The 25,780-nt window shown below is 46.6% G+C and carries 21 protein-coding genes; 3 read left to right on the top strand and 18 right to left on the bottom strand.

The genetic code is table 11. From position 1 onward, the window contains the following. Positions 1–26: 26 nt before the first annotated feature. The 12 genes from MHB49_RS13935 to MHB49_RS13880 form a co-directional block, all read right to left on the bottom strand. Positions 27–1,196 (bottom strand): glucose-1-phosphate adenylyltransferase, encoded by a 1,170-nt coding sequence (locus tag MHB49_RS13935; protein WP_405157131.1) that lies wholly within the window; start codon positions 1,194–1,196, stop codon positions 27–29. A 515-nt stretch (positions 1,197–1,711) separates the two neighbouring features. After that, complete coding sequence (locus tag MHB49_RS13930) at positions 1,712–2,854, bottom strand: amidohydrolase family protein (RefSeq protein WP_405156514.1); 1,143 nt, start codon at positions 2,852–2,854, stop codon at positions 1,712–1,714. A 2-nt stretch (positions 2,855–2,856) separates the two neighbouring features. Next, the gene (locus tag MHB49_RS13925) at positions 2,857–3,915 is read right to left on the bottom strand and encodes a pyridoxal-phosphate-dependent aminotransferase family protein (RefSeq protein ID WP_405156513.1); all 1,059 of its coding nucleotides are present in this window, start codon (positions 3,913–3,915) and stop codon (positions 2,857–2,859) included. 9 nt (positions 3,916–3,924) lie between these two features. Beyond that, positions 3,925–4,686: an ABC transporter ATP-binding protein gene (locus tag MHB49_RS13920; protein WP_247902428.1), complete on the bottom strand. Its 762-nt coding sequence runs from the start codon at positions 4,684–4,686 to the stop codon at positions 3,925–3,927. Further along, complete coding sequence (locus tag MHB49_RS13915; RefSeq protein WP_405156512.1) at positions 4,686–5,438, bottom strand: ABC transporter ATP-binding protein; 753 nt, start codon at positions 5,436–5,438, stop codon at positions 4,686–4,688. The genes MHB49_RS13920 and MHB49_RS13915 overlap by 1 nt, the downstream gene beginning before the upstream one ends. Beyond that, entirely contained in the window at positions 5,438–6,304 is an 867-nt protein-coding gene (locus MHB49_RS13910) for an ABC transporter permease (RefSeq protein ID WP_247902426.1), read from the bottom strand. The genes MHB49_RS13915 and MHB49_RS13910 overlap by 1 nt, the downstream gene beginning before the upstream one ends. Then, positions 6,301–7,245, bottom strand: coding sequence for an ABC transporter permease (locus MHB49_RS13905; RefSeq protein WP_405156511.1), 945 nt, complete (start codon positions 7,243–7,245; stop codon positions 6,301–6,303). Before MHB49_RS13905 ends, MHB49_RS13910 begins: the two co-directional genes overlap by 4 nt. Further along, positions 7,242–8,861, bottom strand: coding sequence for an ABC transporter substrate-binding protein (locus MHB49_RS13900; protein WP_405156510.1), 1,620 nt, complete (start codon positions 8,859–8,861; stop codon positions 7,242–7,244). Before MHB49_RS13900 ends, MHB49_RS13905 begins: the two co-directional genes overlap by 4 nt. A 211-nt stretch (positions 8,862–9,072) precedes the next feature. Then, positions 9,073–10,224 (bottom strand): iron-containing alcohol dehydrogenase, encoded by a 1,152-nt coding sequence (locus tag MHB49_RS13895; protein ID WP_405156509.1) that lies wholly within the window; start codon positions 10,222–10,224, stop codon positions 9,073–9,075. A gap of 275 nt (positions 10,225–10,499) precedes the next feature. Next, positions 10,500–11,360 (bottom strand): GNAT family N-acetyltransferase, encoded by an 861-nt coding sequence (locus MHB49_RS13890; RefSeq protein WP_405156508.1) that lies wholly within the window; start codon positions 11,358–11,360, stop codon positions 10,500–10,502. Positions 11,361–11,492: 132 nt separating this feature from the next. Continuing rightward, positions 11,493–13,187: a M3 family oligoendopeptidase gene (locus tag MHB49_RS13885; protein ID WP_405156507.1), complete on the bottom strand. Its 1,695-nt coding sequence runs from the start codon at positions 13,185–13,187 to the stop codon at positions 11,493–11,495. A gap of 279 nt (positions 13,188–13,466) precedes the next feature. Beyond that, positions 13,467–14,273 carry a glycoside hydrolase gene (locus tag MHB49_RS13880; protein WP_247902420.1) on the bottom strand — a complete coding sequence of 269 codons (807 nt, stop codon included), beginning with the start codon at positions 14,271–14,273 and terminating at the stop codon, positions 13,467–13,469. Positions 14,274–14,797: 524 nt separating this feature from the next. Here MHB49_RS13880 and MHB49_RS13875 point away from each other — a divergent pair. After that, positions 14,798–15,538 carry a hypothetical protein gene (locus MHB49_RS13875; RefSeq protein ID WP_405156506.1) on the top strand — a complete coding sequence of 247 codons (741 nt, stop codon included), beginning with the start codon at positions 14,798–14,800 and terminating at the stop codon, positions 15,536–15,538. 142 nt (positions 15,539–15,680) lie between these two features. Continuing rightward, complete coding sequence (locus tag MHB49_RS13870) at positions 15,681–15,893, top strand: hypothetical protein (RefSeq protein ID WP_247902418.1); 213 nt, start codon at positions 15,681–15,683, stop codon at positions 15,891–15,893. Between the two features lie 96 nt (positions 15,894–15,989). Here MHB49_RS13870 and MHB49_RS13865 read toward each other — a convergent pair whose 3' ends face one another. Next, positions 15,990–18,737 carry a PAS domain S-box protein gene (locus tag MHB49_RS13865; RefSeq protein ID WP_405156505.1) on the bottom strand — a complete coding sequence of 916 codons (2,748 nt, stop codon included), beginning with the start codon at positions 18,735–18,737 and terminating at the stop codon, positions 15,990–15,992. A gap of 239 nt (positions 18,738–18,976) precedes the next feature. Between MHB49_RS13865 and MHB49_RS13860 the strand changes: the two genes are divergently transcribed. Further along, on the top strand, positions 18,977–19,804 hold the full coding sequence (locus MHB49_RS13860) for a protein-glutamine gamma-glutamyltransferase (RefSeq protein WP_405156504.1): 828 nt from the start codon (positions 18,977–18,979) through the stop codon (positions 19,802–19,804). A gap of 131 nt (positions 19,805–19,935) precedes the next feature. Here MHB49_RS13860 and infC read toward each other — a convergent pair whose 3' ends face one another. The 5 genes from infC to MHB49_RS13835 all read right to left on the bottom strand — a co-directional run bounded on the left by infC (position 19,936) and on the right by MHB49_RS13835 (position 25,742). Continuing rightward, positions 19,936–20,427 carry a translation initiation factor IF-3 gene (gene infC, locus MHB49_RS13855; RefSeq protein ID WP_405156503.1) on the bottom strand — a complete coding sequence of 164 codons (492 nt, stop codon included), beginning with the start codon at positions 20,425–20,427 and terminating at the stop codon, positions 19,936–19,938. 128 nt (positions 20,428–20,555) lie between these two features. Then, positions 20,556–21,488 (bottom strand): manganese-dependent inorganic pyrophosphatase, encoded by a 933-nt coding sequence (locus tag MHB49_RS13850; RefSeq protein WP_405156502.1) that lies wholly within the window; start codon positions 21,486–21,488, stop codon positions 20,556–20,558. Positions 21,489–21,759: 271 nt separating this feature from the next. Beyond that, a complete protein-coding gene (locus MHB49_RS13845) occupies positions 21,760–22,491 on the bottom strand; it encodes a metallophosphoesterase family protein (RefSeq protein ID WP_405157130.1) in 732 nt (243 codons plus the stop codon). Positions 22,492–22,602: 111 nt separating this feature from the next. Then, the gene (locus MHB49_RS13840; protein WP_405156501.1) at positions 22,603–23,610 is read right to left on the bottom strand and encodes an LLM class flavin-dependent oxidoreductase; all 1,008 of its coding nucleotides are present in this window, start codon (positions 23,608–23,610) and stop codon (positions 22,603–22,605) included. Positions 23,611–23,804: 194 nt separating this feature from the next. Next, on the bottom strand, positions 23,805–25,742 hold the full coding sequence (locus MHB49_RS13835) for an LTA synthase family protein (protein WP_405156500.1): 1,938 nt from the start codon (positions 25,740–25,742) through the stop codon (positions 23,805–23,807). Positions 25,743–25,780 lie beyond the last annotated feature (38 nt).

Here is a 25,780-nt window from a genome sequence, read left to right as displayed (position 1 = left end):
GCATGCACCGTCCTTTGGGGTTTAGATTAGGCTTTGCTTGTCATTCCCTCGAGAAGCTGACGTTCCAGCTCTTCCTGATCGACCAGTAATATATCACTTTCATCTTCAGGGGCAGGTGACAGATGTACTCCATCCGGGATCACTAATCCTTCGGCAATAATAGCCTTATGAATGCGCACATTTTGTCCAATCTTCACTCTTGGCATGATCACCGAATCGGTTACGGAGCTGTTCTCCCCCACCTCAATCCCGTAGAACATGACGGAATGATCAACCTCACCATGCACAACACTGCCTTCACTGATGATGCAATTCCGCACTTTCGCAGATGGTGAAATATATTGCGCAGGCTGATTCGGATTCCGGGTATATATACGCCAGTCCGGGTCGTTCAGATTAAACGGCGTCTCTTCATCCAGCAGGTCCATATTGGATTCCCATAGACTGCGAATGGTACCTACGTCTTTCCAATAGCCTTCAAAAGGATAGGCATATAGCGATTTTTCATTTTCAAGCAGCAAGGGAATGATGTCTTTGCCAAAATCATAAGAGGTGGATGCCTGCTGTTCGTCCTGGATCAGGAAACGTTTCAGTACATCCCACTTGAAGAGATAGATACCCATGGAAGCAAGCGTGCTCTTGGGTTCAGGAGGTTTTTCTTCGAATTCATAGATGCGATAATCATCGTGGGTGTTGAGCAACCCAAACCGGCTGGCTTCTTCCAATGGAACGTCGATGACCGATATGGTGCAATCTGCATCCTTTTCTTTATGGTATTGAAGCATTTTCTCATAATCCATTTTATAGATATGATCCCCTGACAAGATGAGCACATGCTCAGGATCGAATTGTTCGATAAAATTCAGGTTACGGTAGATTGCATCAGCTGTACCGCGGTACCAGTTACTGCCGTCTTCACGTTCATGAGGAGGAAGAACATATACCCCGCCATTTTTGCGGTCCAGATCCCAATCACTGCCAATACCGATATAGGAATGCAGCACCAGAGGTTCATATTGGGTTAATACACCGACCGTGTCGATGCCGGAATTGGAGCAATTGCTTAGAGGAAAATCAATGATGCGATAGGTTCCGCCAAAATAAACAGCCGGCTTGGCCAGTGATTTGGTCAATCCCTTTAATCTTTTGCCTTGCCCTCCAGCGAGCAGCATCGCAACAACTTCTTTTTTTGCCATCATTACAGCCTCCTCCATGTGCATTCGTTCTAATTCATTTCAGAGCCCATAATCCGATATGCTGTTGTGTGGACACTTTTGTCATGATTAGGAGCATGCTGTACAGACTGTGTTGCATTGAAATTGCAGACGAACGTTGTTCTTTGTAATGTCTGAAAGTAGATGAAAGTAGATGAACCATACAGAATTGCCTGTACTTGTTGTGTAGAGGTGATAGGTGGATGTACAAATTAAGGTGTACCCCGTGTAAAATGCAAAACACTACTCCTATATAACATTAAACACGAAACGGGCTGAGGAATCTTGCTGGAAAACTTCGACAAAAGTTTAAGTGGGTATCACTCCTTCCTTTATGCCGCTGTTATTAAATATTGTATTCGCTGATGGGTCTGCAAAATCCTTTTGGAAAACTTTTGGGGATTTAATTATCGCTTAGTATTCGCCAGACAACCTGCTCCTTCGAAGCAACATATCGCTCACTGCACTCACGTCTAAAGAAAAAACGCAGAAACCAGTTATGGTTTCTGCGCCCCAATAATCACGGACACAATACTCTCCCGCAGCTGATCGGCATTTTTCGTTTGATACGGATCGGCATTGAAAATAATAGCATCCGCAATATAACCTTCTGCAATCTGCCCCAATTCGTTGCCACGACCCAGAATCTCAGCAGCATTTATCGTCGCAGATTGCCACGCCTCCGCCCGGGTCAAGCCATAATCGATCAGCGTATCCAACTCTTGCAGATTATAGCCATGCAGTGAAGGTGTGGCGTAATCGGTACCGAAACCGAAACGGACTCCTGCTCTTTTGGCATATCCGATGGCTGTAGAATGCGCTTCAGCAGCGCGCGCGGCACGATCACTGATAACAGTAGGCAGCGCCAGCACACCTTTCGGATCTGCGGCAATACGATATATCGATGTGGTAGGGACAAAGGCCGTTCGAGACTCGGCAAGTCTGCCCGCCTGATCCTCAGTTAAAAACATGCCATGCTCCACAGACTCCACTCCTGCCTGGATGGACCAGTCTACCGTCAGGCCACCCCAGGTATGAACTAACACCTTTTTATGGTGGGCATGGGCATGGCGAACGATGAACGCGAACTCTTCCTCCGAAAATACAGGATCGAGCACTTGTTCCGTAGGGGCTCCCAGTCCACCTGTCGCCATGATTTTAACCCAGCCCGCGCCTGTATCAAAAATTCCGTTCAACCGTTGCTCCAGATGCTTTACACCACGGGCATCTGCCGCTCCCAGCATTTCACTGCTGGTTTCAACTCTTAAGGGGTGTTGATAGTGCTCAGCGAGATGCCTCGCGGTGCTTGGTAACAATCCGCCTGCATCACGAGCCGTAGTTACTCCCGTCCGGAGGGTAGCTGCAAAAGCTTGCGCCTGCATCACTTCAACCTCGTGGCTGTCCCGTTTCAATTGATCCGCATGGTCAAAGTCTGTCCAGGCCAGATGTGTATGAAGATCAATAACTCCGGGACTTATCCATAAATCTGTAACCGGAAGCGATGCGTCATCATTCTGCGGCACGGATTCTGTAACAGATGCAAACCGTCCATCCTCGATCGAGATATCGAACCGTTTGCCTTCAATGCCTGCTATAAAAATATGTTTGAAGTTTTGATCCTCCGACTTTACCTGGGCCATATTCATTCCCCCCAAACGAGACGAACAGCCTGGACTGCTTGCCCATGGTCCTGATTCAATAATGCCGCAATAGTCGCAACAGCTTCCTCCACACCTGCCAAGGACGCATTAACTCCAAAATGATTAATTCGCAGAAGCTGACCAAAAAGTTCTCCGTCCCCCGGAGCAACGATGCCGATCGGATGATCGATATGCAGCTTCTCCTCCCCTGCAATTCGAACCGTCGTAGTCAGTGTCGAATATGTTCTGTTATCTTTTTGCCAAGGCTCCAGACCCAGGGCCTGAATTCCCGCTACAGCAGATAACGCAGCCCGTTCATGACGCTTGATCACCTTCTCCAAACCTTCGGACTCAATAGTCGTCAAAGCCAAAATCAGTGCTCTGGCTTCCAGCGTTGGAATGTTGGGAGGAACGCGGACGGGTGCAGTCCCTCCGTCGGAGGGCTTCAGATCAAGTAAAGACAGGATGGAGTTGCGCGGGGCATGCGCATTGGATTCGAGAAATTCCCATCCACGCGACGAAATGCTTACTGCGCTGATGCCGTTAGGCCCGGCCAGAGCTTTTTGTGCACCCACAGCTACAAAATCAACACCCCAATCATCTACCAGCAGAGGCTCTCCCCCAATTGCTGAGACAGAGTCGCTCACTGTAATCAGGTTATGGGCACGCGCAATCTTTATCATTTCTTCTGCGGGATTCGACCCGCCTGTCACCACCTCTGCTTGAACAAAGGATAGTGCGGACGGTTGATGCTTTTCAATCGCGGCAGCTACCTTCTCCACCGGTACAACTTCATCAAAAGGAACTTTGACTTCAATAACCGTTGCCCCTCCGCGTTCAAGCCACTGACCAAACAAACTGCCATAAGGCCCTGTTACGACATTGACAATCGTACGACCGGGTGCAGATATTCCAGCTGCCACGGCCTCTATGCCCAAGATAGCCTCTCCCGGGATGATCACCGGGGGATACTCTGTATTCAAAAGCCTGGACAGCAATTGTGTAAGTGTATCGTATTCGGACAGGGTAAGGGGTATGTTTCCTTTATATTGTTGGCTCATATAAACCTCCTAAGAACTTGATTTCGGCATCTTTGGAACTGCGGACAGCAGCTCTCGGCTGTAGGCCGTTTCTGGTCGTGTGAAGAATTGATCTTTCGGGCTAATCTCCACAAGTTGACCCTGCCGCATGACTGCTACCGTATCACTAATGGCATGAATAACTCCAAGATCATGAGAAATGAACAGTAGCGTAAGATTAAGTTCCCTCTTCAGTGAATTGAACAGATCTAATACACTCCGCTGCACGGAAACATCGAGTGCACTCGTCGGCTCATCCGCAATCAGCAGACTCGGCTCTACGCTTAAAGCACGTGCAATGGCGATACGTTGGCGCTGACCGCCTGAAAATTCATGCGGATACTTGTCCAGTGCCCTGTTTTCCAACTGAACACGGGCAAGGAGCTCTCTCGATCTTTTTTCCACCTGTGAACGGTCTACAATGCGATGAAACAACAGCGCTTCAGCAAGAATCTGGCGAATGGAATGTTTGGGATTCAGCGAAGCATCCGGATTTTGGAAGATCATCTGTATGCTTTTATACTGCTCACGACTTCTCTTCTTCTTTAATTGCTGATCCCCCAGCAAAATCTGCCCCTCATCCGGCGTAATTAATCCTGCAATGACTCTTGCAAGGGTAGATTTGCCCGAACCGGACTCACCGACAAGACCAAGCGTGGTATGCTTCTGAAGATTTAGTGTGATATTGTCCAGCGCAGTAAAGTCTCCATATTGAACCGTTACATTCTGAACTTGCAAAGAAAGTGCCATCATTATTCGCTCCCTTCAAGCTTCGGTAAAGGAAGCACCGAGTTAATAAGCATCTGGGTGTAAGGATCTTGAGGGTTGTGCAAAAGGTCAAGCGAATCCCCGTGCTCCACAATCCGCCCCTGCTTCATTACACACAGCTTCGAGCACAGTGTCGCTGCAATCGCCAGATTATGTGTTACAAAGACCATGGCGAATCCCAGTTCACGCTGCAAACGTTGGATCGTCTCCATAATTTGACGCTGCACAGTAACGTCCAGCGCCGTTGTTGGCTCATCACAGAGCAGAATGCCTGGCTTGCATGCCAGGGCCAGTGCAATGACTATCCGCTGACACTGCCCACCTGACAACTGGCTAGGGTATCGGTCCTCACGCTTCAACGAGTCGGGAAGCCCCAACAGTTCAAGCAACTCCAGCGCTGCTACCCTGGAAGCCTTCCTGCTTAACTTTTGCCTGTAATAGACAACCTCCTCCAGCTGTTTGACAACGGGACAGAGCGGATCGAGCGCACCTCTCGGGTCTTGAAACACCATAGCGCTGTTCACGTTACTCCGAATGGTTCCGCCCGTCTGCTCTACACCGCTTGGCAGCAGTCCCAGAATGGAACGAAGAGTTAACGATTTGCCAGAGCCGGATTCACCTACTAATCCCAGGCTCTCCCCTCGCCCAAGCGAGAAATGTACATCTTGAACTAATTTTTGATTTGACTTGGTTGACAGAGACAGTGCCTTGACTTCAAGAATCGGTTCTGTGGACATTATTTTTTCCTCCATACATCGGCCAATCCATCACCGACAAGCGACAAAGCTATACCCGTGTAAACGACTGCAAATCCCGGAACTGCCGAGAGCCACCAGGCTGTCGTGATAAAGGATTGTCCATCCGAGATCATCGTGCCCCAATCCGGGGTCGGTGGTGCGATGCCAATGCCCAGGTATCCAAGCGTAACAATCGCCACCAGCAGCCCCACCATATCCGTCATGAGGACAACGATGGCCTGAGGCAATACATTAGGCAGGAGATGACGAAGGATAATCCGTATTCCGGGCAAACCTAACGTCTGTGCGGATGCGATCCATTCCTGCTTGCGGTACGATGCACTCAACCCCCTGACGACACGGGCAAAAACAATCCAGCCAACGAGCATAAACGTAATATAAATCCCCCGCTCACCTGCTCCGCTGGCAAAAGCTACGATAATGACGATTAGATAAAAGGGGAAAGCGATAAGTGTATCGGTAACTAACGATATGACCTTATCTATCCATTTTCCGTAATACCCTGCAATCATCCCTAGAAATACACCCATGCAAAAAGGTACAATTTCCGCCAGCACCATAATACTCAAATCGGTTCGCGCGGCATAAATCAGTCTGGTAAACAAATCGCGTCCGAGTTGGTCTGTGCCTAACCAATGTTCAGCAGACGGAGGCTGCAAAAAAGCACTCAAATTTTGCTCCGAAGGGTCATAAGGACTAATCCACGGTATGAGCACAGCCAAGATGATCAGCACGGCAAACATCACACTTCCCACAAGCAGGGAAGGAGTTTTCAATATACGATTCATGAGACTCGTGTTCTGGCTGTCTTCATATAACTGAGGTTCTGTTCGTATCGTTTTCATGGTTTTCCTTTCGTTCTGGGATCAAGCCACCTGGACAGAAGCTCTATCAGGAGACTGATGATCACGACAGATACAGCACAATAAAGGGCTATGCCTTGAATGACCGGGAAATCCCGTTTGGAAATGGAACTAAACAAAAGACTGCCAATTCCCTTGATACCAAATACCTGTTCAACAACCAATGTGCCGCCAATGAGATAAGAGATATTAACGCCAAGAAGGATCAGCGTTGGAAGCGCCGCATTGCGCAGGACATGTTTGAATAAAATGACTCGGTTCGGTAATCTCGCAGCCTTCAATGTAACTACAAAATCAGACTCCAGTACTTCAAGCATCTGGGCTCTTAATGAACGAACCAATGTTGGAATCTGTGAAAAAGCTACGGTAATGGCGGGAAGTGTCAAACTGTACAAGGTGCCCCACCACCCTTCACCGACTCCACCAACGGGAAACCAGTGAAGATGAACACTCAGCAGCAGAATCAAAAGGATGCCAACCCAGAAGATTGGCATACCTAGCGTTACCGTAGGAAAAATACGTATCAAATGATCCAGCAGCTTATCCTTGTGTGTAGCGGCCAGTGTAGCAAGCACGAGTGCAATGACGATTGCCAATGCACACGCCATGCCAATGAGCAGCAAGGTAACGGGTGCACGATCAGCAATCAACTCTCTAGTCGAGGTTCCATTAATAATGGAGTTGCCGGTATCCCCCTGGGTGAACAGTGTCTTCACAAACCGTGCGAACTGTTCACCCATTGGCAGATCCAGCCCGAGAGCATGGTGCATGCTCTCAACAGCCTCGGGGGTGCTGTACTCGCCAAGAATCATTTTGGCAGGATCTCCTGGTACCATTCTGATGAGAAAAAAGACTGCTGTCATCACACAAAGGATCACTGCCAACGCTCTTCCCACAGTACTGATCAACCAGTATTTCTTCATTTCTGAACACGAACGTCTTCAAAACGCACACTGCCGTTAGGCAAAACAACAATGCCATCTACTGAAGAACGAACGCCAATCAGAATATCCGGATAGTAAAGCGGAATGTAAGGCACCTCATCGGCAAGCGTTTGAAGCAGTTTGGAGTATATTTCGGCACGGCCATCGCCGTCCGGTGTTTGTTGGCCTTTATATAGAAGCTTGGTTACTTCATCATTGGTGTAATGCGTCCAGTAAGATTTGCTGAAACCTTCAGGATCGGTCTGGAACGCAATAATCGAATTCGCTTCCGGAGAATCGGCTTGCCCACTGTTCAGCATCGCTGCGAAATCATAAGCAAAGAATCGTTCACGGAAGGTAGCGAGTTCAATCGATTCAATCTCGATGTTAATGCCAATTTGTTTACCCGCTGCCTGAATGATTTGCGCTTCTTGCGCTCTGGTGCTGTTGCCTGAAGCTACAAGCAGTTTTGTAGTGAATCCATCAGGGAAAGCCGATTTGGCCAGTTCCGCTTTGGCTGCATTTACATCAAAATTCAGTGCCTTGAGCGTATCATTCGAATTGTAAGGAATCGTTGTAGGCAGCAATGAATTAGCGGTCTGTGCATAACCAAAGGTAAGCGCCTTAGTCAGACCGTCACGATCAAGTGCCAGAGCCAAGGCCCGACGAACATGCACATCGGAGAAATGCTTATCCAGCGTATTAAAGAACAATTGCTCTGTTACCCAGCTGCCATTGGTCACAACCGTTGTATCTGCACCATTCTTAATTTCATTGGCATTTTGCAGGGCTAGAGACTCAATAGCATCCACTTCTCCTGCTTTCAATTGGTTAATTGCTTGGCTGTCGTCTTCGATCAGCTTGTAAACAAGCTTATCAACCGATGGCTTTCCTTCTTGCCAGTAATGAGTGTTCTTAGTAAAGGTCACATCGCCTGCAGGGTCCCACTGTTCAACCACGAACGGTCCAGTACCTACCGGCTTCTTGAAAAATTCTTCCTCGGTAACTCCGCCAAAATTGTTCGGAATAATACCGTTCGAGAAGTTGGATAGTTCCGAGATAAACGGCGTATACGGCTCTTTAAGCGTAATCACCAGGGTGTGGTTATCTTTGGCTTTGATCGTATCCACCTTCGCGGATATTGCCAATGGCCCACCCACCTTCAAATGCCGCTCCAGCGAGAATACGGCATCCTCTGCCGTAACATCTGTGCCGTTGGAGAACTTCAAGCCATCACGCAGCACAAACGTATACGTCAGGCCGTCATCACTGATGTTATGCGACTTGGCAAGCCAATCTACAATTTCTCCCTTGCTATCAAAAGCAACCAGCGATTCAAATACCTTATCAATGGCAAAAGCATTGTTGGACGTAATCTGATTATGCAAATCAAACGAGGTTACGGCAGCCGGACGACCATATACAAAAGTCCCTCCCGTTGCAGTCTCGTCCGTCTTTGAATTCTCATCCGTACCTTGGCTGGTGCCTGGTTGAGCTGCTGCATTGGGAGCGGAATCATTGGTCGATCCGGAGCATCCGCTAACAATTACCAATAACAGAACGGCTAACGTTCCTACCCATAAGGACTTTCTGGTTGATAATTTAAACTGTGACATGTCTGACTCTCCCCTTCCTATTTATCTTATGTGTTTAGTATGGATTGATTATGGATTAAAGCACCCCCACTGTCAAACAAAAAATAATGACTACCTCTGGATAAAAACTAATTTATCCAATGAAGGAAATGTATCCGTATTTATAAGGGTCAGCAGTACGTACACACCAAAAAAGCCAGAATATATTCTGGCTCTTCTGCTGGTCCTAACCCTATATGATTTTGCGGAAAAGCTCCATGACTTCATCCCTGGAAGGCTGATACGGATTGGCCGGTGCACAGGCATCTTTCATGGCGTTATCTGCAAGCAATTCAACATCTGGGTCTTTCACACCCAATTCAGACAGTTTCTCAGGAATGCCGACCTCTTTGGAAAGTTGACGAATGGCTTCGATCACGTACTCAGAACATTCCTCATCCCGTTTGCCCTTCACATCCATACCGATCGCTTTGGCAATATGACGGAATTTACCTGGCACATGCTTTGCATTCAATTCCTCTACATAAGGGAGCAACATCGCGTTACATACCCCATGCGGCAGATCATAGACTCCACCAAGTTGATGGGCCATCGCATGAACATAACCCAAGCCTGCATTATTAAAAGCAATCCCGCCAAGAAAACACGCGTACGTCATATGCTCTCTTGCTTCCAGATCACTGCCGTCCCTGACGGCTCTGGGCAAATATTCAAAGATCAGCTCCACGGCCGCCGCTGCTGTGGCACTCGTTACCGTGAAACCGCCAGGCGTCACCATGGCTTCCACCGCATGGGTTAATGCATCCATACCCGTGGCCGCCGTAAGACTGGCGGGCTTGCTCAGCATCAGCTCCGGGTAATTCACCGACAGGTCAACAAGACTGTTTCGATCCACCATCACCATTTTCACCTTGCGTTCCTCATCTGTAATCACGTAATTCATGGTCACCTCACTCGACGTGCCAGCCGTTGTGTTAATCGCAATAAGCGGCACGGACTTGTGTTTCGATTGATGCAAACCTTCATACTCACGGATATGTCCACCGTTGGTCGCTATTATGCCGATGCCTTTGGCAGCATCCTGCGGTGAACCCCCGCCTATCGATATAATGGCGTCACAGCCATGATCCTGATATACCTGAAGTCCGTCATGTACATTTTGACAGGTTGGATTGGGCTGAACCTCATCATATATCACATAGTCTAACCCTGATTTTCTTAGTATAGACAGCACTTGTTCAGCAACGCCGGAAGAAATCAATTGATGATCACTTACGACAAGTGCTTTGTGAATACCCATATTCTCAATCATCTTGCCTGCTTCGTGTAAGCACCCTCTGCCCATCAAGTTCACGGGCGGAACATAATAAGCGTGTGTTGCCATCTGAACCAGCCTCCTGTTACCCCTGATTTACTGTCTTTATTGTAACTGAATCCGTTTTCAGATATAGTGAAATAAATCACAACCGAGTTGATAAATGTTTCATTTGCACGGATTTATCCAATAATTATGACTGCTCTTCAGCAACTCGCTTATTAGTGCGTGAATTAAAAAGGGCATGTTGATCTTGGGATTCACAGGTTTCACTACTGGAATTGAAAAACAGGGGCCGTCCCTGGTCATTTTCATGACTTCGGAACAGTCCCTGCAGATGATGTTCAGCAATCCAGAAGCTCCTGAATCGACATGTAATAGACGGGATAGGCTCTGCCTTGTTCAAACCCAAGCTTACCCGCAATCGCAATAGAATCATGACGAAAATCTTCTGTGGTCCAGTGGGGAACACAATTCCGTTCCAGAACGGTTTGCACATAAGCGCTTGCCATGGCCGTAGCGAGACCTTTGCCACGGTGTATCGGATCATAGGTATTGATACCTGTTTCCTGGTGAATGCCACGGACAAACACTGAGATACATGTACCTACAACCTCGCCCGCATATAACGTGCATGTGCCTGCTCCATATCGCAAGAAGTCCTCCACCGAATGCCAAAACTTTAAAATTTCATGCTCAATGATACGGCTGTTGTCCTCTAACATTACAGTTCGGTCGATAACTTGAAGCTCATATCCAGGAGGCATAAACAAGGAGCTGGAACTGCGTTTTTCCAGCCATTGTTCATACTTCGCAAGATTGAATTGAAAAGGAACTCTCAATCCTTCTCGCAAACATCCATTGAACATGTGACCCAGGACTGGAGACCAATCCGAGCCGGGCTCGGGGTAAACTTCAAGATTCAGCATGTCTTCGCCAGTACCTAACGCTTCAGGTAATAACTCCTGAACAAGCACCTCCTTGACAAGGCTATTGAACTGTTCATTATCCGATCTTCCGATCAGGTAAAACATTTCGTTTTTGGCCCAAATCAGGGCACTTTTCGGAGCATGGAGCTGGTCTGCATAGACGCGTCCGCATTGAAGTCCTGCAAGCACGCCTCCCATGACCACATGCCCGTTTGTACCCGAGATGAATGGCGCCAATTGCTTCCTTTGGGACGGTTGATCCAGTAAAACCAACATGGTATAACCTCGCATTCTTTGTATAGGGTAGGTGAATAAATACATTCAAATCCGCCCTGCCTCAGAATGCTGTAACGTTAGGTTTATTCCTCGTTCCCTTTCACCTCTTCGATCTTTATTTTTATTTCTCGCTTACAACGCTTTATCGTCTACTGCGTCCAACCAAGCTTCGATATCACCGATGACGGAAGACACGCAGCCGTCTTCAAATGGAGAATTCAGACCTGCCAGTTCGACCAATCCTGTGAAGGACAGGCTTCCTCCGGCTTTACACAATGTGAGATAGTCAGCCCATGCGGACTTCATATCCTGGTTGCTGCGTTTCCAGAACTGGAATGCGCAGATTTGTGCCAGTGTGTAGTCAATGTAATAGAACGGCGACGAGAAAATATGACCCTGCTTGTGCCAGAATCCGCCTTGTTCCAAATAGGCGTTATCCTTGTAATTGATGTGCGGCAGATAAGTCTTCTCAATATTGCGCCATGCCTGCTTGCGCTCCGCTGGTGTTGCATCCGGATTGGCATAGACAAAATGCTGGAATTCATCGACTGCAACGCCGTAAGGAATAAAGAGCAGTCCGGAAGACAAGTGATCAAACTTGTATTTGTCCGTATCTTCTTTGAAGAACAATTCCATCCATGGCCAAGTGAAGAATTCCATGCTCATGGAATGGATCTCTGCCGATTCATACGTTGGCCAGTTGTACTCAGGTACTTCGAAGTGACGGCTCTCATATACCTGGAAAGCGTGACCCGCTTCGTGTGTCAACACGTCGATATCACCCGATGTTCCGTTAAAGTTGGAGAAAATAAACGGCACTTTGTAATCATTCAGGAAGGTACAATAGCCCCCGCCCTGCTTACCTTTTTTGCTCACCAAATCCATCAATTCATTGTCCGTCATCATCTGGAAAAACGTATCCGTTTCCGGTGACAATTCAGCGTACATTTTCTTACCATTGTCAATGATCCAGTCGGCATCCCCTTTAGGAGTCGGGTTCCCTGTCTTGAAGCTGAAGCCCTGATCGTAAAAATAAAGGGTATCCACATCAATCCGGCTGCGCTGGCGCTCTCTGAGCTTCGTCGCTACAGGTACGATATAATCACGGACTTGCGCTCTAAAATTGGACACCATCTCCGCATTGTAATCTGTACGGTTCATCCGGTCATAACCGAGTTCCACATACGATGGATATCCCAGCTTCTTCGCGATCTGCGTACGTACCTTCACCAATTCGTCGTAAATGCGATCGAATTCAGCCTCATGCTCAGCCATGAACGTATATCTTGCTTCCGATGCGCGTTCCCGCATGGAGCGGTCCGTGGACAATTCAAAAGGATGCAGCTGCGGCAATGTGCGTTCTTCACCTTCAAACGGAATTTTGGCTGAAGCAATCAGCTGATTGTATTCCGTGGAAAGTTTGTTCTCTTTCTGAAGGTCCTCGATAATTTCCGGACTAAATGTTTTCAGGGACAGATCCGCCAGCTGGAACAGCTGTGATCCCCATTTTTGTTCCAGTTCAGCACGAAATTTGGAGTTTACCAATGCCCGATAATAATCGGTGATGTATTCTTGAATGATCGGAGAGCTTTCATCCAGAAATTCATTTTCTGCTTTGTAAAATGTATCATTGGTATCAATGGAATGACGGATGTAGACCAATTGTGCCTGAGTCTCAAAGTCACTGCGCAAAGCGTTAATTTTGTCCATATATCCACTCTGCTCTTCAACCGTAGTCGCGGCTTCAAAACCGGTCAGAAGCTCACGGAATGACGTTTTGATGTGTTCCAGATCGGGACGTGTATACGTATACTCACTAAATTTCATTTATGTACACCCTTTCCTGTTAGGCATATTTCGGGTTTCCCCGAGTTGAACTAAACCCTATTATACAAAAGAGCAGCCTAAAAATCCCAACTTTACGAAAAATATTTGTCCATCGGTCAAATGGAGCTACATCACTCGATACATATATTACGCATGAATGTTAGGTACACAGTACCCAAGTAAAAGATGCTGCATCAGCAGGAAATGGCTTTTCCTCCGAGCAGCATCTCATTGAATCATTTAATCATTGAATCAGGAATAGGCGGGATAACAAAGCCGTTACTGAACGTTTACATACCAGTTGGAGTAATTAATCTGCCCGCTGCCCTTCGTAATTTCAGTTCCATATTCAACACTGCTGACATATTTGCTGTTGGTAAAATAACTTTTGGAAATTAGGTAATCAGTGAAGTTTTTGACGTTAATGCTAAAGTTGTTAGGGGATTTCGACTTCTTCAGGAACGAATACACCCACCATTGATGCACTCCGTTGTCGGTAATCTCGCCGCGATACAGATCATAGGTTTGTCCACCAATGGACACATCCGAAAACACTTTGGAACCGATAGGTCCCACACCGGACGTCCATTCGTTCCAAATCATAATCTCCTCGGTGGGTGTACTCGACCAGGTGGCATTGCCGATATCATGCAGCCAAATATCATACGCATTATTATATTCCCCATTGGTGTTGGATGCCTTCGAATAACCAACCCCGGTATTGATATTTTTGTTCGCAGACAATCGGGTAGGCAGCCCGCTGCCTGGCGTATAGCCCTCTGTCCAGTGCCAGCCACTTACAAGAGACGGATAAGCTTTGACTCCTCCTGCAGTTGTTGGCCAGTTCCAAACGTAACCAAGATCGGTATTGCTATTTACATACACCGATTGTGACCATCCACTGACACTCGAACTGCCCCAACTATTGTTAAATATATAATACTTGTTATTGCTGAAATTCAATTTGGCATAAGCTGTGGAGTCCGATGCTGCGCTGGCTGTAATTGGAACGGCCGCAATCAGTAGTGACATAACCAGCAGCATCCATGCTTTCTTGCCTGATCTTTTTTTCATCTTCAATCCCATAAAATTAGCCTCCCATAAACTTAAATGTAAACGCTTACAAAAATCCATCAACAAGCATACCCCTTAAATACGACAAGATTCCATGCTATTTTTAGACTTTTTGCCATTATATACAAATAAGCCGCCTCGCATCCATGGCGAAGCCAGCTTATAGGCTTGTCTTATCCCAAATCTTCTTAATGTGCCCTAGTGTTGATCGTTGTCCATAATCTTGTAGAACCAGCCCATTCCGACCATTCCCACAACCATAATGATTGCCATAATAATGATATATGTCATGAATGCAACCCCCCTGCTCCGTATTTCTTCACACTATTATCAGTTTACACGGTGAAACCCATTTTGAATTGACTGAACATTGACAAAAATACGAAATATTCAAATTCACACTACAAATTGTGTCCATAATCATAGCATAAGATTCATCTGTTCTTAAATGAACAAAGTTTCATCTGTCATATTTCCGGTGTATACTATACTTCTATGAATTGGAATTGGATTATACGCAGAAAGGTTTGAACTCAATGTCGAATCGCATCCCCTATTATCGTCAGCTATTTATTGCTATTTTACTTACTCTTATGCTGGTGATCCTATCTGCTTGCGCTGATGGTGAAGCTCATGTCACAGTTAATATGGACGGTTCATCAGATCTCGATCTGAATCTCAGCGTAACCGACTCAGCCCTGGGAATGATAGGACAAGACAATCTCATGACAATGCTCGCAGATAACTTGAAACGGAACAATTTCCAGGCCGAAGTTTCGGATCAGGGCGACCGAAAGCAACTTAAGGCAACAACCCATTATGAGAAAAGTAATGCCGTCTCTACCTTCAGCACGTCAGATCTGCCTGACGGAATTCATGTGGAGCAATCCACTACATCCGGTTTTTTCACTTCCAAATTGCATATTGCTGTGGAAGCAGACCTGATGCAGACCATACCTGATGGAGAAGTCAAAGACCAAATTAGCAAGGTCCCTGGATTTCTCAAAAACTTGCTGCTGAAAGATGTGAACTTTGATTTCAAGCTGACGCTGCCGATCAAGCCGATGGATTCCAATGCTGATCTGGTCGAAGATCATGGAAAAACGCTAATTTGGCACGTCTCCCCACTGAATACGAATAAGCTGGATTTGACCGTACAGGTCCCGAATATTCGGAACATTATAATTATGGGGGGCATTGCCTTGGTGCTGATCATCGCATTACTCATCTGGTTTATGGTCCGTCGCAGACGAACGAGACAGAATCGGAATGTATAACGAACTACAGCACAAGAAGTTTGGATGAGATTACTACTGTTTCATTTCCGACTTGCCAAACGGTGTTATGGATAGTAGAATACATCCGTACTGTGTGAACGGTTAATTTAACTATGGATAAACTAAAGAGGTGACAAGTTTCATGAATATCCGGGAATGCCCATTGCCTGGTATCGGAGTGAAGTACCAGTTTGATACAAAAAGCGGTAATCAGTTAGTCATCATTGTCCACGAAGACGGACGCCGTGAATTATTCTCGGTGGACCCCAATGACAACGAAGAACTTACCCTCATTGCAGAACTGGAAGATGACGAGTGCGTAACCCTTTCAGGGTTAATTGGAGGTTGGTCCTGACATCTGTCAGGGTTATACCGACGGTATGCAGAAAAACCTGCTCCTTCATTAGGGGCAGGTTTTTTCTTATCCAACTATACAAAGTGCAAACGCTTATCAGCGTTCGCGCTGGGATCGAATGTACGGAACCCATGTGTTTAGCACACGACTTATTTCCGTAGAGCTGAACGGCTTGCTGATGAAGTCCTGCATGCCGCATTTCAGACAGGCTTCTCGATCGTTCGCTCCTGCAAATGCCGTGATCGCAGCAATGACCGGAATTTCAGGGTGAGTTTGCCTAATTCTGCATGTCGCTTCAATCCCATCCATCACAGGCATTTGGATATCCATAAAGAGAAGGTCATATGTTTCCCTTTCCAATGCTTTCACCGCTTCCGCACCGTTCTCCACGATATCACATACACCGCCGAGCCTACGAAGCATCTCCTCCAGCAAATGACTGTTCAACGACTGATCCTCAGCTATAAGAATTTTGATCCCCGCTGCCAGACTTGTCCGATCCAGCTTCAGGTCGTTATCAGCCACCCCTTCAATCCCATCCATGGACTCATCTTGCCACCGTTCAAGTAACAGGGTGAAGTAAAAATCCGATCCCTCACCTGTCTCACTCTTTACACCAATGGCACCACCCATCAGTTCCACCAGCTTCTTACTGATGGCCAGTCCCAGACCTGTACCTCCATATTTTCGATTGATAGCTGGATCGAGCTGTGAGAAAGACTGGAACAGTTGATGCTGCTTGTTAAATGGAATGCCAATCCCAGTATCTTTGACTGACACGAACAACAGAAGGTGATTCTCATCATCCAATTCCGCTGGCTTAACGTTCACCTGAATCTGGATGCTTCCCTTCTCCGTGAATTTGACAGCATTCCCAACCAGATTAATCAGAATCTGACGAATCCTTGTTTCATCGCCTCTTACACGTTCGGGAATCTGATCTGACATTTCACAGTATAGTTCAATATTTTTTTCGGAAGCTTTAAGTGCAAATAGTTCCATGACCCCGCCCAGAACAGATTTGATATCCACTGGCTGGCGTTCGAGATCCATTTTGCCTGCTTCAATTTTACTGAAATCCAAGATCTCATTCAGTATATGCAACAGTGATTGACCACTGTCGATAATGATATCAGCGAAACCGTTCTGCTCTTCATCCAGCGCTGTTTCTTTTAACAGATGAGCCATGCCCATGATTCCATTTAGAGGTGTACGAAGCTCATGACTCATAATCGCCAGGAACTCGGACTTGGCCCGATCTGCATGTTCTGCCACTTCCTTGGCTCGAATGATGTCCTTCACCGATGTCATATCACGAAAAACAAGTACAGCCCCGCGATTGTGACCCTGTTCCAAAATCGGTTTTAGTTGAAACTCTGCCAAAAAGCTGGAGCCATCCTGCTTCCAAAATACAGACTCAGATCGCGGCAGGCTTCGCCCTTCACGCACAGCTTGCACAATCGGAGTGCCATTGGAAGGATAAGGGATACCCTCACTTTGCATTTGCAGCATAATCTCTTCAAGCGGCTTGCCGTTCATCTCAGACGGACAAAAATCCATCATCTCGGTTGCAATCGGGTTGGCAAATATCAGGTTTCCATTCTGATCCAGGCCAATGACTCCCTCAGACATGGCATTGAGAATCAATGCTCTTTCGTAACTGAGATTTTCAATTTCCTCTACATACCTTTTGGACTCCGTAATATCACTGGTTATTCCATAGACGCCAACTACGCGATCCTCAAGCAAAATCGGAACATTAATTACACTTGTTTCAATACGCTGTCCGTTTTTGTGAATCAGTCCTACTTCATAGCTCTGCGCGGTTCCTTTTACGGTCTCTTCAAAATGATACCTCGTTTTATCTAGGTCTACCGGGTCAATGAGATGATCAAATGATGAACTAAGAAGTTCTTCCTTGGTATGCCCTGTCAATTGCTCCTGACCTGCATTAACTTTCAGCAAGTTTCCTTCCATATCCAATGAAGCAACTCCGAGTGGATTGCAGTCAAATAATGATTGATATTCCTGAAGAACTAATTGTTGCTGCTTGCTAGCTGTAATATCACGGGTCACTGCGATCATCTCTTGCAGATTGCCATTCTGATCATATACATATTGGGTAATGGTATCTGCCCAAACAACAGATCCATCCTTATGCTGGAGCCGATAGTTAATTCGATCAGGAGCAAGGCCCTGAATCTGACCAGCCACGTAAGCTTCAACCAAAGGCACATCGTTGGGGTGAATACAGAACAAGCCGGATTGACCGACAACTTCTTCCGGATCATACCCCAACATGCTTTTGCTGGCTGGAGATACATATTTGAACGTTCGCTCCGGATTGGCATGGTGTATGGCAATCAGATCAAGTGATGATTCAGCTAGTAATCTTGAGATTCGACTACTCTCCTCCAACTGTTTACGTTGCACAATCAGTCGACTCTCTGCGTCCTTCTGCTTCGAAATATCCGCTGCCTGCACAAGCAAATAAAGCGGTTCCCCGCTACCTTCATCTCGGACGATGCAGGCTCGTATCGTCGCCCACAGAAGAGAATTACCCTTACGCTTAAGCCGTAATTCGGTTTCGTACATTAGACTTAATCCATTGGTCATATCCCAGAACTTGGATCTAAACTCCTCCATTTTCAGGTCTTCTTCATAAATCATATGGACAATCGGGGAGTCAATCAATTCATCTTCACTGCATCCCAGCATTTCACAAAATGCCGGATTAAGCTGGAGCCAACGTCCGTTCACATGCGAGGCAACAGCAATGCCGATCGGTGCATGTGTGTATAACTGTTCGAACAGAGAGCGATTCTCTGCAATTGGATTCGACACCACATATCCTCCTTCGTTGTGAATCTGAATATATTCCGTATGAACAGATCGACCTGAACATAACTTCATCTATAAGAGTAGTACCCGAAATGTCATGATTTATAAACGAGATAGGCAAAAATCCAAGCAATAATTCGACAATCTTAGCGTGTGTTCATAATGTCATTACTACTACAGAATACGCGTGCATACCCGTTTGTACAAGGATGAATATCCCAATGATACTGGAGGTTATGATTATGATCATTGTTGCGAATCAACCGATTGAGCTAGTGCGTTCGGATTGGTCTGATTTTGCATGGCACTGGTTACAGCAGCTACAGAACAGCCCAACCGTATACACATATCAATCCATGGATCATCTTCATTTTGAATGGAACCTGCGGGAGTCCCTGGTTAATGCAGCGGAAGCGCTGGATCGAAGCGGGGTCAGCTTTGCCTCATTCGAGAAATCCAGGTGTAATCCGGCATATTGGAATCGAAATGATCAAGGAGGTTTTGAGCTAAAGGCTGTAATGACACCTGCGGAGGGAATCCGGGACATTTGGAAGAATGGTCATTTGTATGCCTTTGAATGTGCAACAGCGACAGTGATTGTCCTATATGGCGGAGTTTTACACAGCATTCGGGAGGAGGATTTCAATTCATTGTTTGGAGACCTTCTGCTCTACGATTGGCACTACGATAGCGATCTGCGATTAACGGAGAAGAACGGGAGCGATTCTGCGCTTCCTGGAGATGTATTGTATTTCAAAAACCCGGACGTTTCCCCTGAAACACCCGAATGGCAGGGGGAGAATACCATTATGCTGCGTGAAAACCTGTATTATGGCCATGGAATCGGGATTGCCAGCGGGGAAGAAATCATTCGTTCCCTGAATCAAAACCGCATCCCCGGAAGTACGGTGTCAGCCTATTTGATGGATACGGTTATTTATCCGGACTTTTTATATCTGTCCCGTTATGCCAAGAACGGTAACGCGAATTCCCAGACAGCTTCGTCAACCCCGGTATTACCGGGACAGCTGCATGTACGCATTGGCGGCAGACGTTACTTGAGAGTCTAAGCAGCTTGAGACTATATCGCTCCGTTGTTTGCAGATGAACTGTCGGAATGTATGCTAGAAGCCCCGTGAGCAGCAATCCAATTGTTGCTCCACGGGGCTTCGTTCATGCTTCGTTCATCACACATAATCCTTCATACAATGGGGTCTAACTGTACAACGACCTGTTTGCCGCTCACCTGGATACCCGTCGTTTTACTGCCATACTCAGCCAGTGATTTACACAGCTGTTCTGCCCATTCCTTGCCTGCTGTGCCTTCTTTGGCTCCATGCACCTGGATCACAAACTTCACCGAGTCACCTTTTGTCAGAATACGCTCTGCCTGAGATTCCTTTGTCTCCCGGTCATGGTCTTCCATCTGCAGGTTCAGTCGAATCTCCTTCACTTTGCGTTTATCCGGTGATTTTGCAGATTTCTTCTTCTCTTGCTGCTTTTCCTGCCTCGCTGCTCCTGCACCCATCAGTTTGCATGGCGGCGGGCTTGTCATAAGAGACATACAGATCAGATCCACCTTGTGCTGCTTCGCAAGTGCAAGCGCATCACGAGTGGACATGATACCCAGATCTTCACCGTTCAGGCCGGTCAGTTGGACTTCACTTGCTTTAATCTTTTCATTTTTGATCATGGTAGTATATCCTCCCCTACAACAAAAGCCTGTCCTGACCTATGACAGATCAAGAGCAGGCTTGGATGTTGTAACTGAATATTCATCGTATATGTGGACGTAATCGTTATACGTCGATTTTGTACCTCTTACAACGAGTTGAACGCTTCGGTCAGAACGGGAACAATTTGCGATTTGCGGGATACTACGCCTTTGAGCAGCGCTCTGCTATCCGACAATGTTACATTGTACGCTTTTTCTACAGCTTTGGTGGAAGCGCCATATGCCAATGCAACGGAATCATTGTTCAGGATGTCGGTAACAACAAATACAAACAGATCAAGACCTTTGCTGGAAATAATCGCCTCAATTGCTGCTTCAAGCTCAGGTTGCTTCACAAGCACATCGTTCACGTCAACCGCGTTTACTTGTGCGATCTCCACTTTTGCCTGACCCATTGCGAATTCTTTTGCATCCAGGGATATCAATTCAGCGATCGTTTTCTGGCTCAGGTCCGCGCCCGCTTTCAGCATTTCCAGACCGTAGCTGTCTGCATCCACACCAGCAATGGCAGCCAGTTCACGTGCTGCTGCTACATCCTGCTCTGTGCATGTTGGGGATTTGAACAATAGAGAATCGGAAATAATCGCGGACAGCATCAGACCAGCAATCGGTGCGCTGATTTCCACGCCGTTTTCTTTGTACAATTTATTCAAAATTGTTGCTGTACAACCTACAGGTTCTGCACGGAAATACAAAGGCTGACTTGTCTCAAAGTTCGCGATCCGGTGATGGTCGATCACTTCAACAACCGTCACGTCCTCAATATCGCTGACACTTTGCTGACGCTCGTTGTGGTCAACCAGAATGACCTTGTTTACTTCATTGGCTGCTGTTTTGATCAGACGCGGTGCTGCCACTTTGAATTGATCCAGTGCATATTGAGTTTCACCGTTTACTTCGCCGAGTCGAACCGCTTCAACGTCTTGACCCAATTTTGTTTTCAAGTCTGCATAGGCAATGACCGAACAGATCGTGTCCGTATCGGGATTTTTGTGACCGAAGATTAATGCTTTTTCCATATTAATGACCCTCCGTCAATTCTGATTTAGATGAATAAAATGTAATATTTCAATCATATCCTTACTGATTATAGCGTTAATAAGGCTTAATTCCAATCCCTTTACAGCGAATACTCCGTAAACGAATGCACCACTCTGCCGTCCCACCCGCTTCGATCCATTGTCGGTATGTATACCAATCCACATTCTCAAGAACGTGAAGGGTTAGAGCTTCAACAGGCTTTATTTATATTTTTGTTTAAAGAGATTTATTTAAAATTCGCCGCATGGATTAAAGCTCGGGACCCTGACGGGTCTCTCCTCTTTTCACAAAAAGAGTCTGCACACTTCCGTCTTCGCTGATCTCCAGCAAGTTCAATCGAGCACCATAAGCACATCCACCATCAATGCCAATCTTGTCCCCACTGGGATCAAACCAGACACCTGGCTCGTTATGCAAGTTTTTGACTGGCGTATGACCGAATACCACCGTCTCCTTGAGCGAGGTTGGTCTGGAATAGAACGGCTCTCGAATCCAAATGAAGTCACGCTCTGACTGGGTCCGCCAATCCTCCACCTCCGGATTAATCCCGGCATGTACAAAGATATAACCAGGAATTTCGTATACAAGGGGAAGCTGTTCCAAAAAACGAAGATGATGTTCGTAGTGTGTACGGAGCCACTGTTTGGCTTCTGTATAAACCTCCCAGTCCAACTGCTCATCATCCAAAGAAACCTCGGCATAGCTGGCCAGCGTCTGTAAACCTCCATTGCGGATCCAATGATTGTCGTACTCCTCGACATCATGACTCAGCGCCTTGACCATCATCGCATCATGATTTCCTTTGATCGCAATTATGTTATACTGCTCGTGCATCTGCATAATCTGTTCCACGACCTCTTTGCTCTTCGGTCCGCGGTCGACATAATCACCTAACAAAATCAGCTCGTCCTGCTTCGGATCGTATGCTGCCTGCTCAAGCAGAGCATTGAATTCGTCGTAACAGCCATGAATATCACTAATGACACATCTGCGAATGTAAATCTCTCCTCTCCCTGATCACGCAAGAGTTAACCGGAACCTTGCTAAACAAGGTTCCAGCCATTTCAGAATATAATTCCCGTTCAGTACCGATTAATCCTGCTTTAAATTGAAGGCTTCCGCTATCAGGCTGAATGAACGCAAACGATCTTCGAATGAATGAATCGCTGATGCAATAATAACTTCATCTGCTTCATAGCGTTCAGCCATTGCCGTAATTTTGTCCTTCACCTGATCCGGTGTACCCACGATAGAAAAAGAACGACGTTGACGGATCTGTTCCATCTCCATGGCCGTAAATGGATAGTTATTCACCGTTTCCAGGGATGGGAATGAGTTCTGCTCCAGACCCCGGCCAAGCCGCAGGAAAAATAACTCATTGCTGCGAGCAAGCTCAGCGGCCGCTTCCTCGGTCTCTGCACAAAATGCCGATACCGCAATCATGGAATGTGGTTTGTCATTGAGGATGGATGGCTTGAAATGTCTGCGATAATGCTTCATCGCTTCCTCCCCACCCGGCGTTCCGAAAAATTGAGCAAATGCGTAAGCTGTCCCTTGTGCCGCAGCAATTCGCGCACCTTCGGAACTTGAGCCAAGCAACCATACTTCCGGAACAGTGGTTACGGATGGTCCGGCTACTAGGGATGCAAAACGATGATCCTCTGGCAGCTGTTCATGAAAGTATCCACCCAGATCGGCAATCTGCTGCGGGAAGAATTGTACATTCGATGACTTTCCTTCGTTCAGAGCTCTGCTCGCAATCGGCATTCCACCCGGTGCCCTGCCAATCCCAAGGTCGATTCGGCCCGGATGCAGCGCCTCCAGCAAACGGAAGTTCTCGGCAACTTTATATGCACTGTAATGGGGCAGCATAACGCCGCCTGAACCTACGCGAATTCGATCTGTATGTGCTGCAACGTGTGCAATCATAACTTCTGGACTGGAAAACGACAGTGCCCCGCTGCCGTGATGTTCCGACATCCAGAAGCGGGAGAAGCCCAGTTCATCTGCATGTTTGGCAAGTGTTACCGTCTCCTGAAGGGTATCCTGTACCGTCCGTCCTTCATTAATATGTCCATGTTCAAGTACACTAAGTTTCATCTATATATCATTCCTTTCGTCATCCATCGTAAGTGGCTGCATCTTCCATTGTAACATTATTGATTACAGTTTCAAAGGATATCTGCTTCTCATTACACGTTCATTACACATACAGATGTACGATGAATAAACAAATAACGCCACCAGCTTCTGAGCCAGTGACGTTATAGTATTTCATACAACTAAAAATTCAATTACGGTGCACGTTTGGGTAATAGCTTCACATACTCGTCAGACAGCTTCATCAAACTGAGCACGTGCTCATAATCAGAACGGTACGGCTCCAAATTCGTGACGGGTTCATACGTTTTTAACGAATAGGCTGTTCCATCATCAAAGCCCGCACCCGGAATAAACATAATGTCATTATTCACAAATGAACCTGTCGGCAAGTAATACCGGATACCGAACGCATTGTGGTCCATATTCAGCAGGTCGTGTCCAAAGGCTGTGAATTTCTCATCCTTCAAAGATACACCCATCAGGTTCATCACCGTTGGCAAAATATCCAACTGACCGCCAGGCTGTTCTATGACTTGACCTTTCGCCTGTTTCGGCGTGTGGATCAACAGCGGGATGTTGAAACGACTAACATTACCGTCATAAGGAACATTGAGATTGGTCTGGATTTGCTGAGTAATCTCATCGTTTGCCGGCAGACCGAAATGGTCGCCATATATAACGAGTGTTGTGTTATCCCATAACCCGTTTGCCTTAAGTTCATTGATCAGCTGACCTACCGCATAATCCGTATAATTGATCGCTTGCAGATAATCATGCAGCAACGTATTAGTGATTGTGGCCGGGATGGTAATTCTCGCCCGGTCCGCAGGAACCGTAAACGGCGAGTGGCTGGATGCTGTAATGAATTGAGCATAGAACGGCTGATTGGCAGCCTGATGCGCAGCCATTTTTTCCACACCTACACGATATAATTCCTCATCCGATGGTCCAAAATCATTAAACTTATCATTCTCGAAACTCGGCTTGTCGAAGTACCGATTGAATCCAAGCGCAGGATACATTTTGTTCCGGTTCCAGAAGGTGACGTCATTGACGTGGAACGTTTCTGACTCATATCCTTCTTTCCCAAGCAGTTTTGGAAGACTTGGCAGATCACGGTCACTATACCCTGCTGACATGGGCACAACGCCAGTTGGATAGATGGATGTGTTCGACATAAACTCGGCATCCGACGTGTTTCCCTGTCCGATCTGTTGGAAAAAATGAGAGAAATAATAGCTTTCTTTGGCCAGATCATTCAGAACCGGGGTCAGTACCTGACCGTCGAGAGAAGCATTAATCGGGAAGTTTTGGAATGACTCCAGTTGCAGGACAATCAGGTTGCTTCCTTTGGCCTGACCAAAATATTTGGTTTTAATAGCCGTTCCCTGACTGGGCTTATCCTGATACGGATACTTGCTAACCAGTTGATTTATTTTGTCGATGGTTTCGTTAATGTTACCATTTGCAATGGCTTCATTCTCTTTGCTCGTCAGAATCGCCGATGATACCTGGTAATTCAGAAAGCCCAGATTTTCGGCACGAACCAGTTCATTATCAATGGTTTCCCCTTTGACAATGAAGCTGCCTGACAGCACGATGCAAAATGCAGCCGTAAGGGCTACACCCAACTTACCCCAATATCGTCTCCGACTTCTGCCAAAATGAAGTCCAGTGTCGCCATAGCTGCTGTTACGAGCTGAGGCACGACGACGGCGCAAGATAAACCATACCGGCAGAGCCAGTACGATATCCACAAAAAACAGGAAGTGCGCAGGTCTTACCAATGGTCCGATACTGCCTCTCACTTGGGCGACTTGGCCCAGTTCGCTGAGTGCCGTATATGTGGGAACCGAACTGAAATGTACGTTATAGAGTGTTGCTGCGAACAATACCAGCGAGAACAACACATTAAAACCTGCGTACACTGAACGCTTCCAGCCTTTTGGTACGATCAGATCGAGGATACATACCACAGTCAGGGCCCCCAATGCGTCAGTAACGAAACCGATGCCGGACAGACCCTGGAAAAAGAAATACCGCAAAAGCGACAGCTTCAGCAGCATAAGAATAAATAACACGGCAAATAAAGTCCGTGATGAGGTCCGCTCATTTTTGGAATTAAACATGGTCGCTTTCAACCCTTATCTGAAATTTTTACGTTCAT

It is taken from the genome of Paenibacillus sp. FSL K6-0108 (genome assembly GCF_045040695.1).
Taxonomy (GTDB): Bacteria; Bacillota; Bacilli; order Paenibacillales; family Paenibacillaceae; genus Paenibacillus; species Paenibacillus pabuli_B.
Note: the sequence above shows the minus strand (reverse complement) of the source record. Positions and strands in the feature narration are given on the sequence as shown.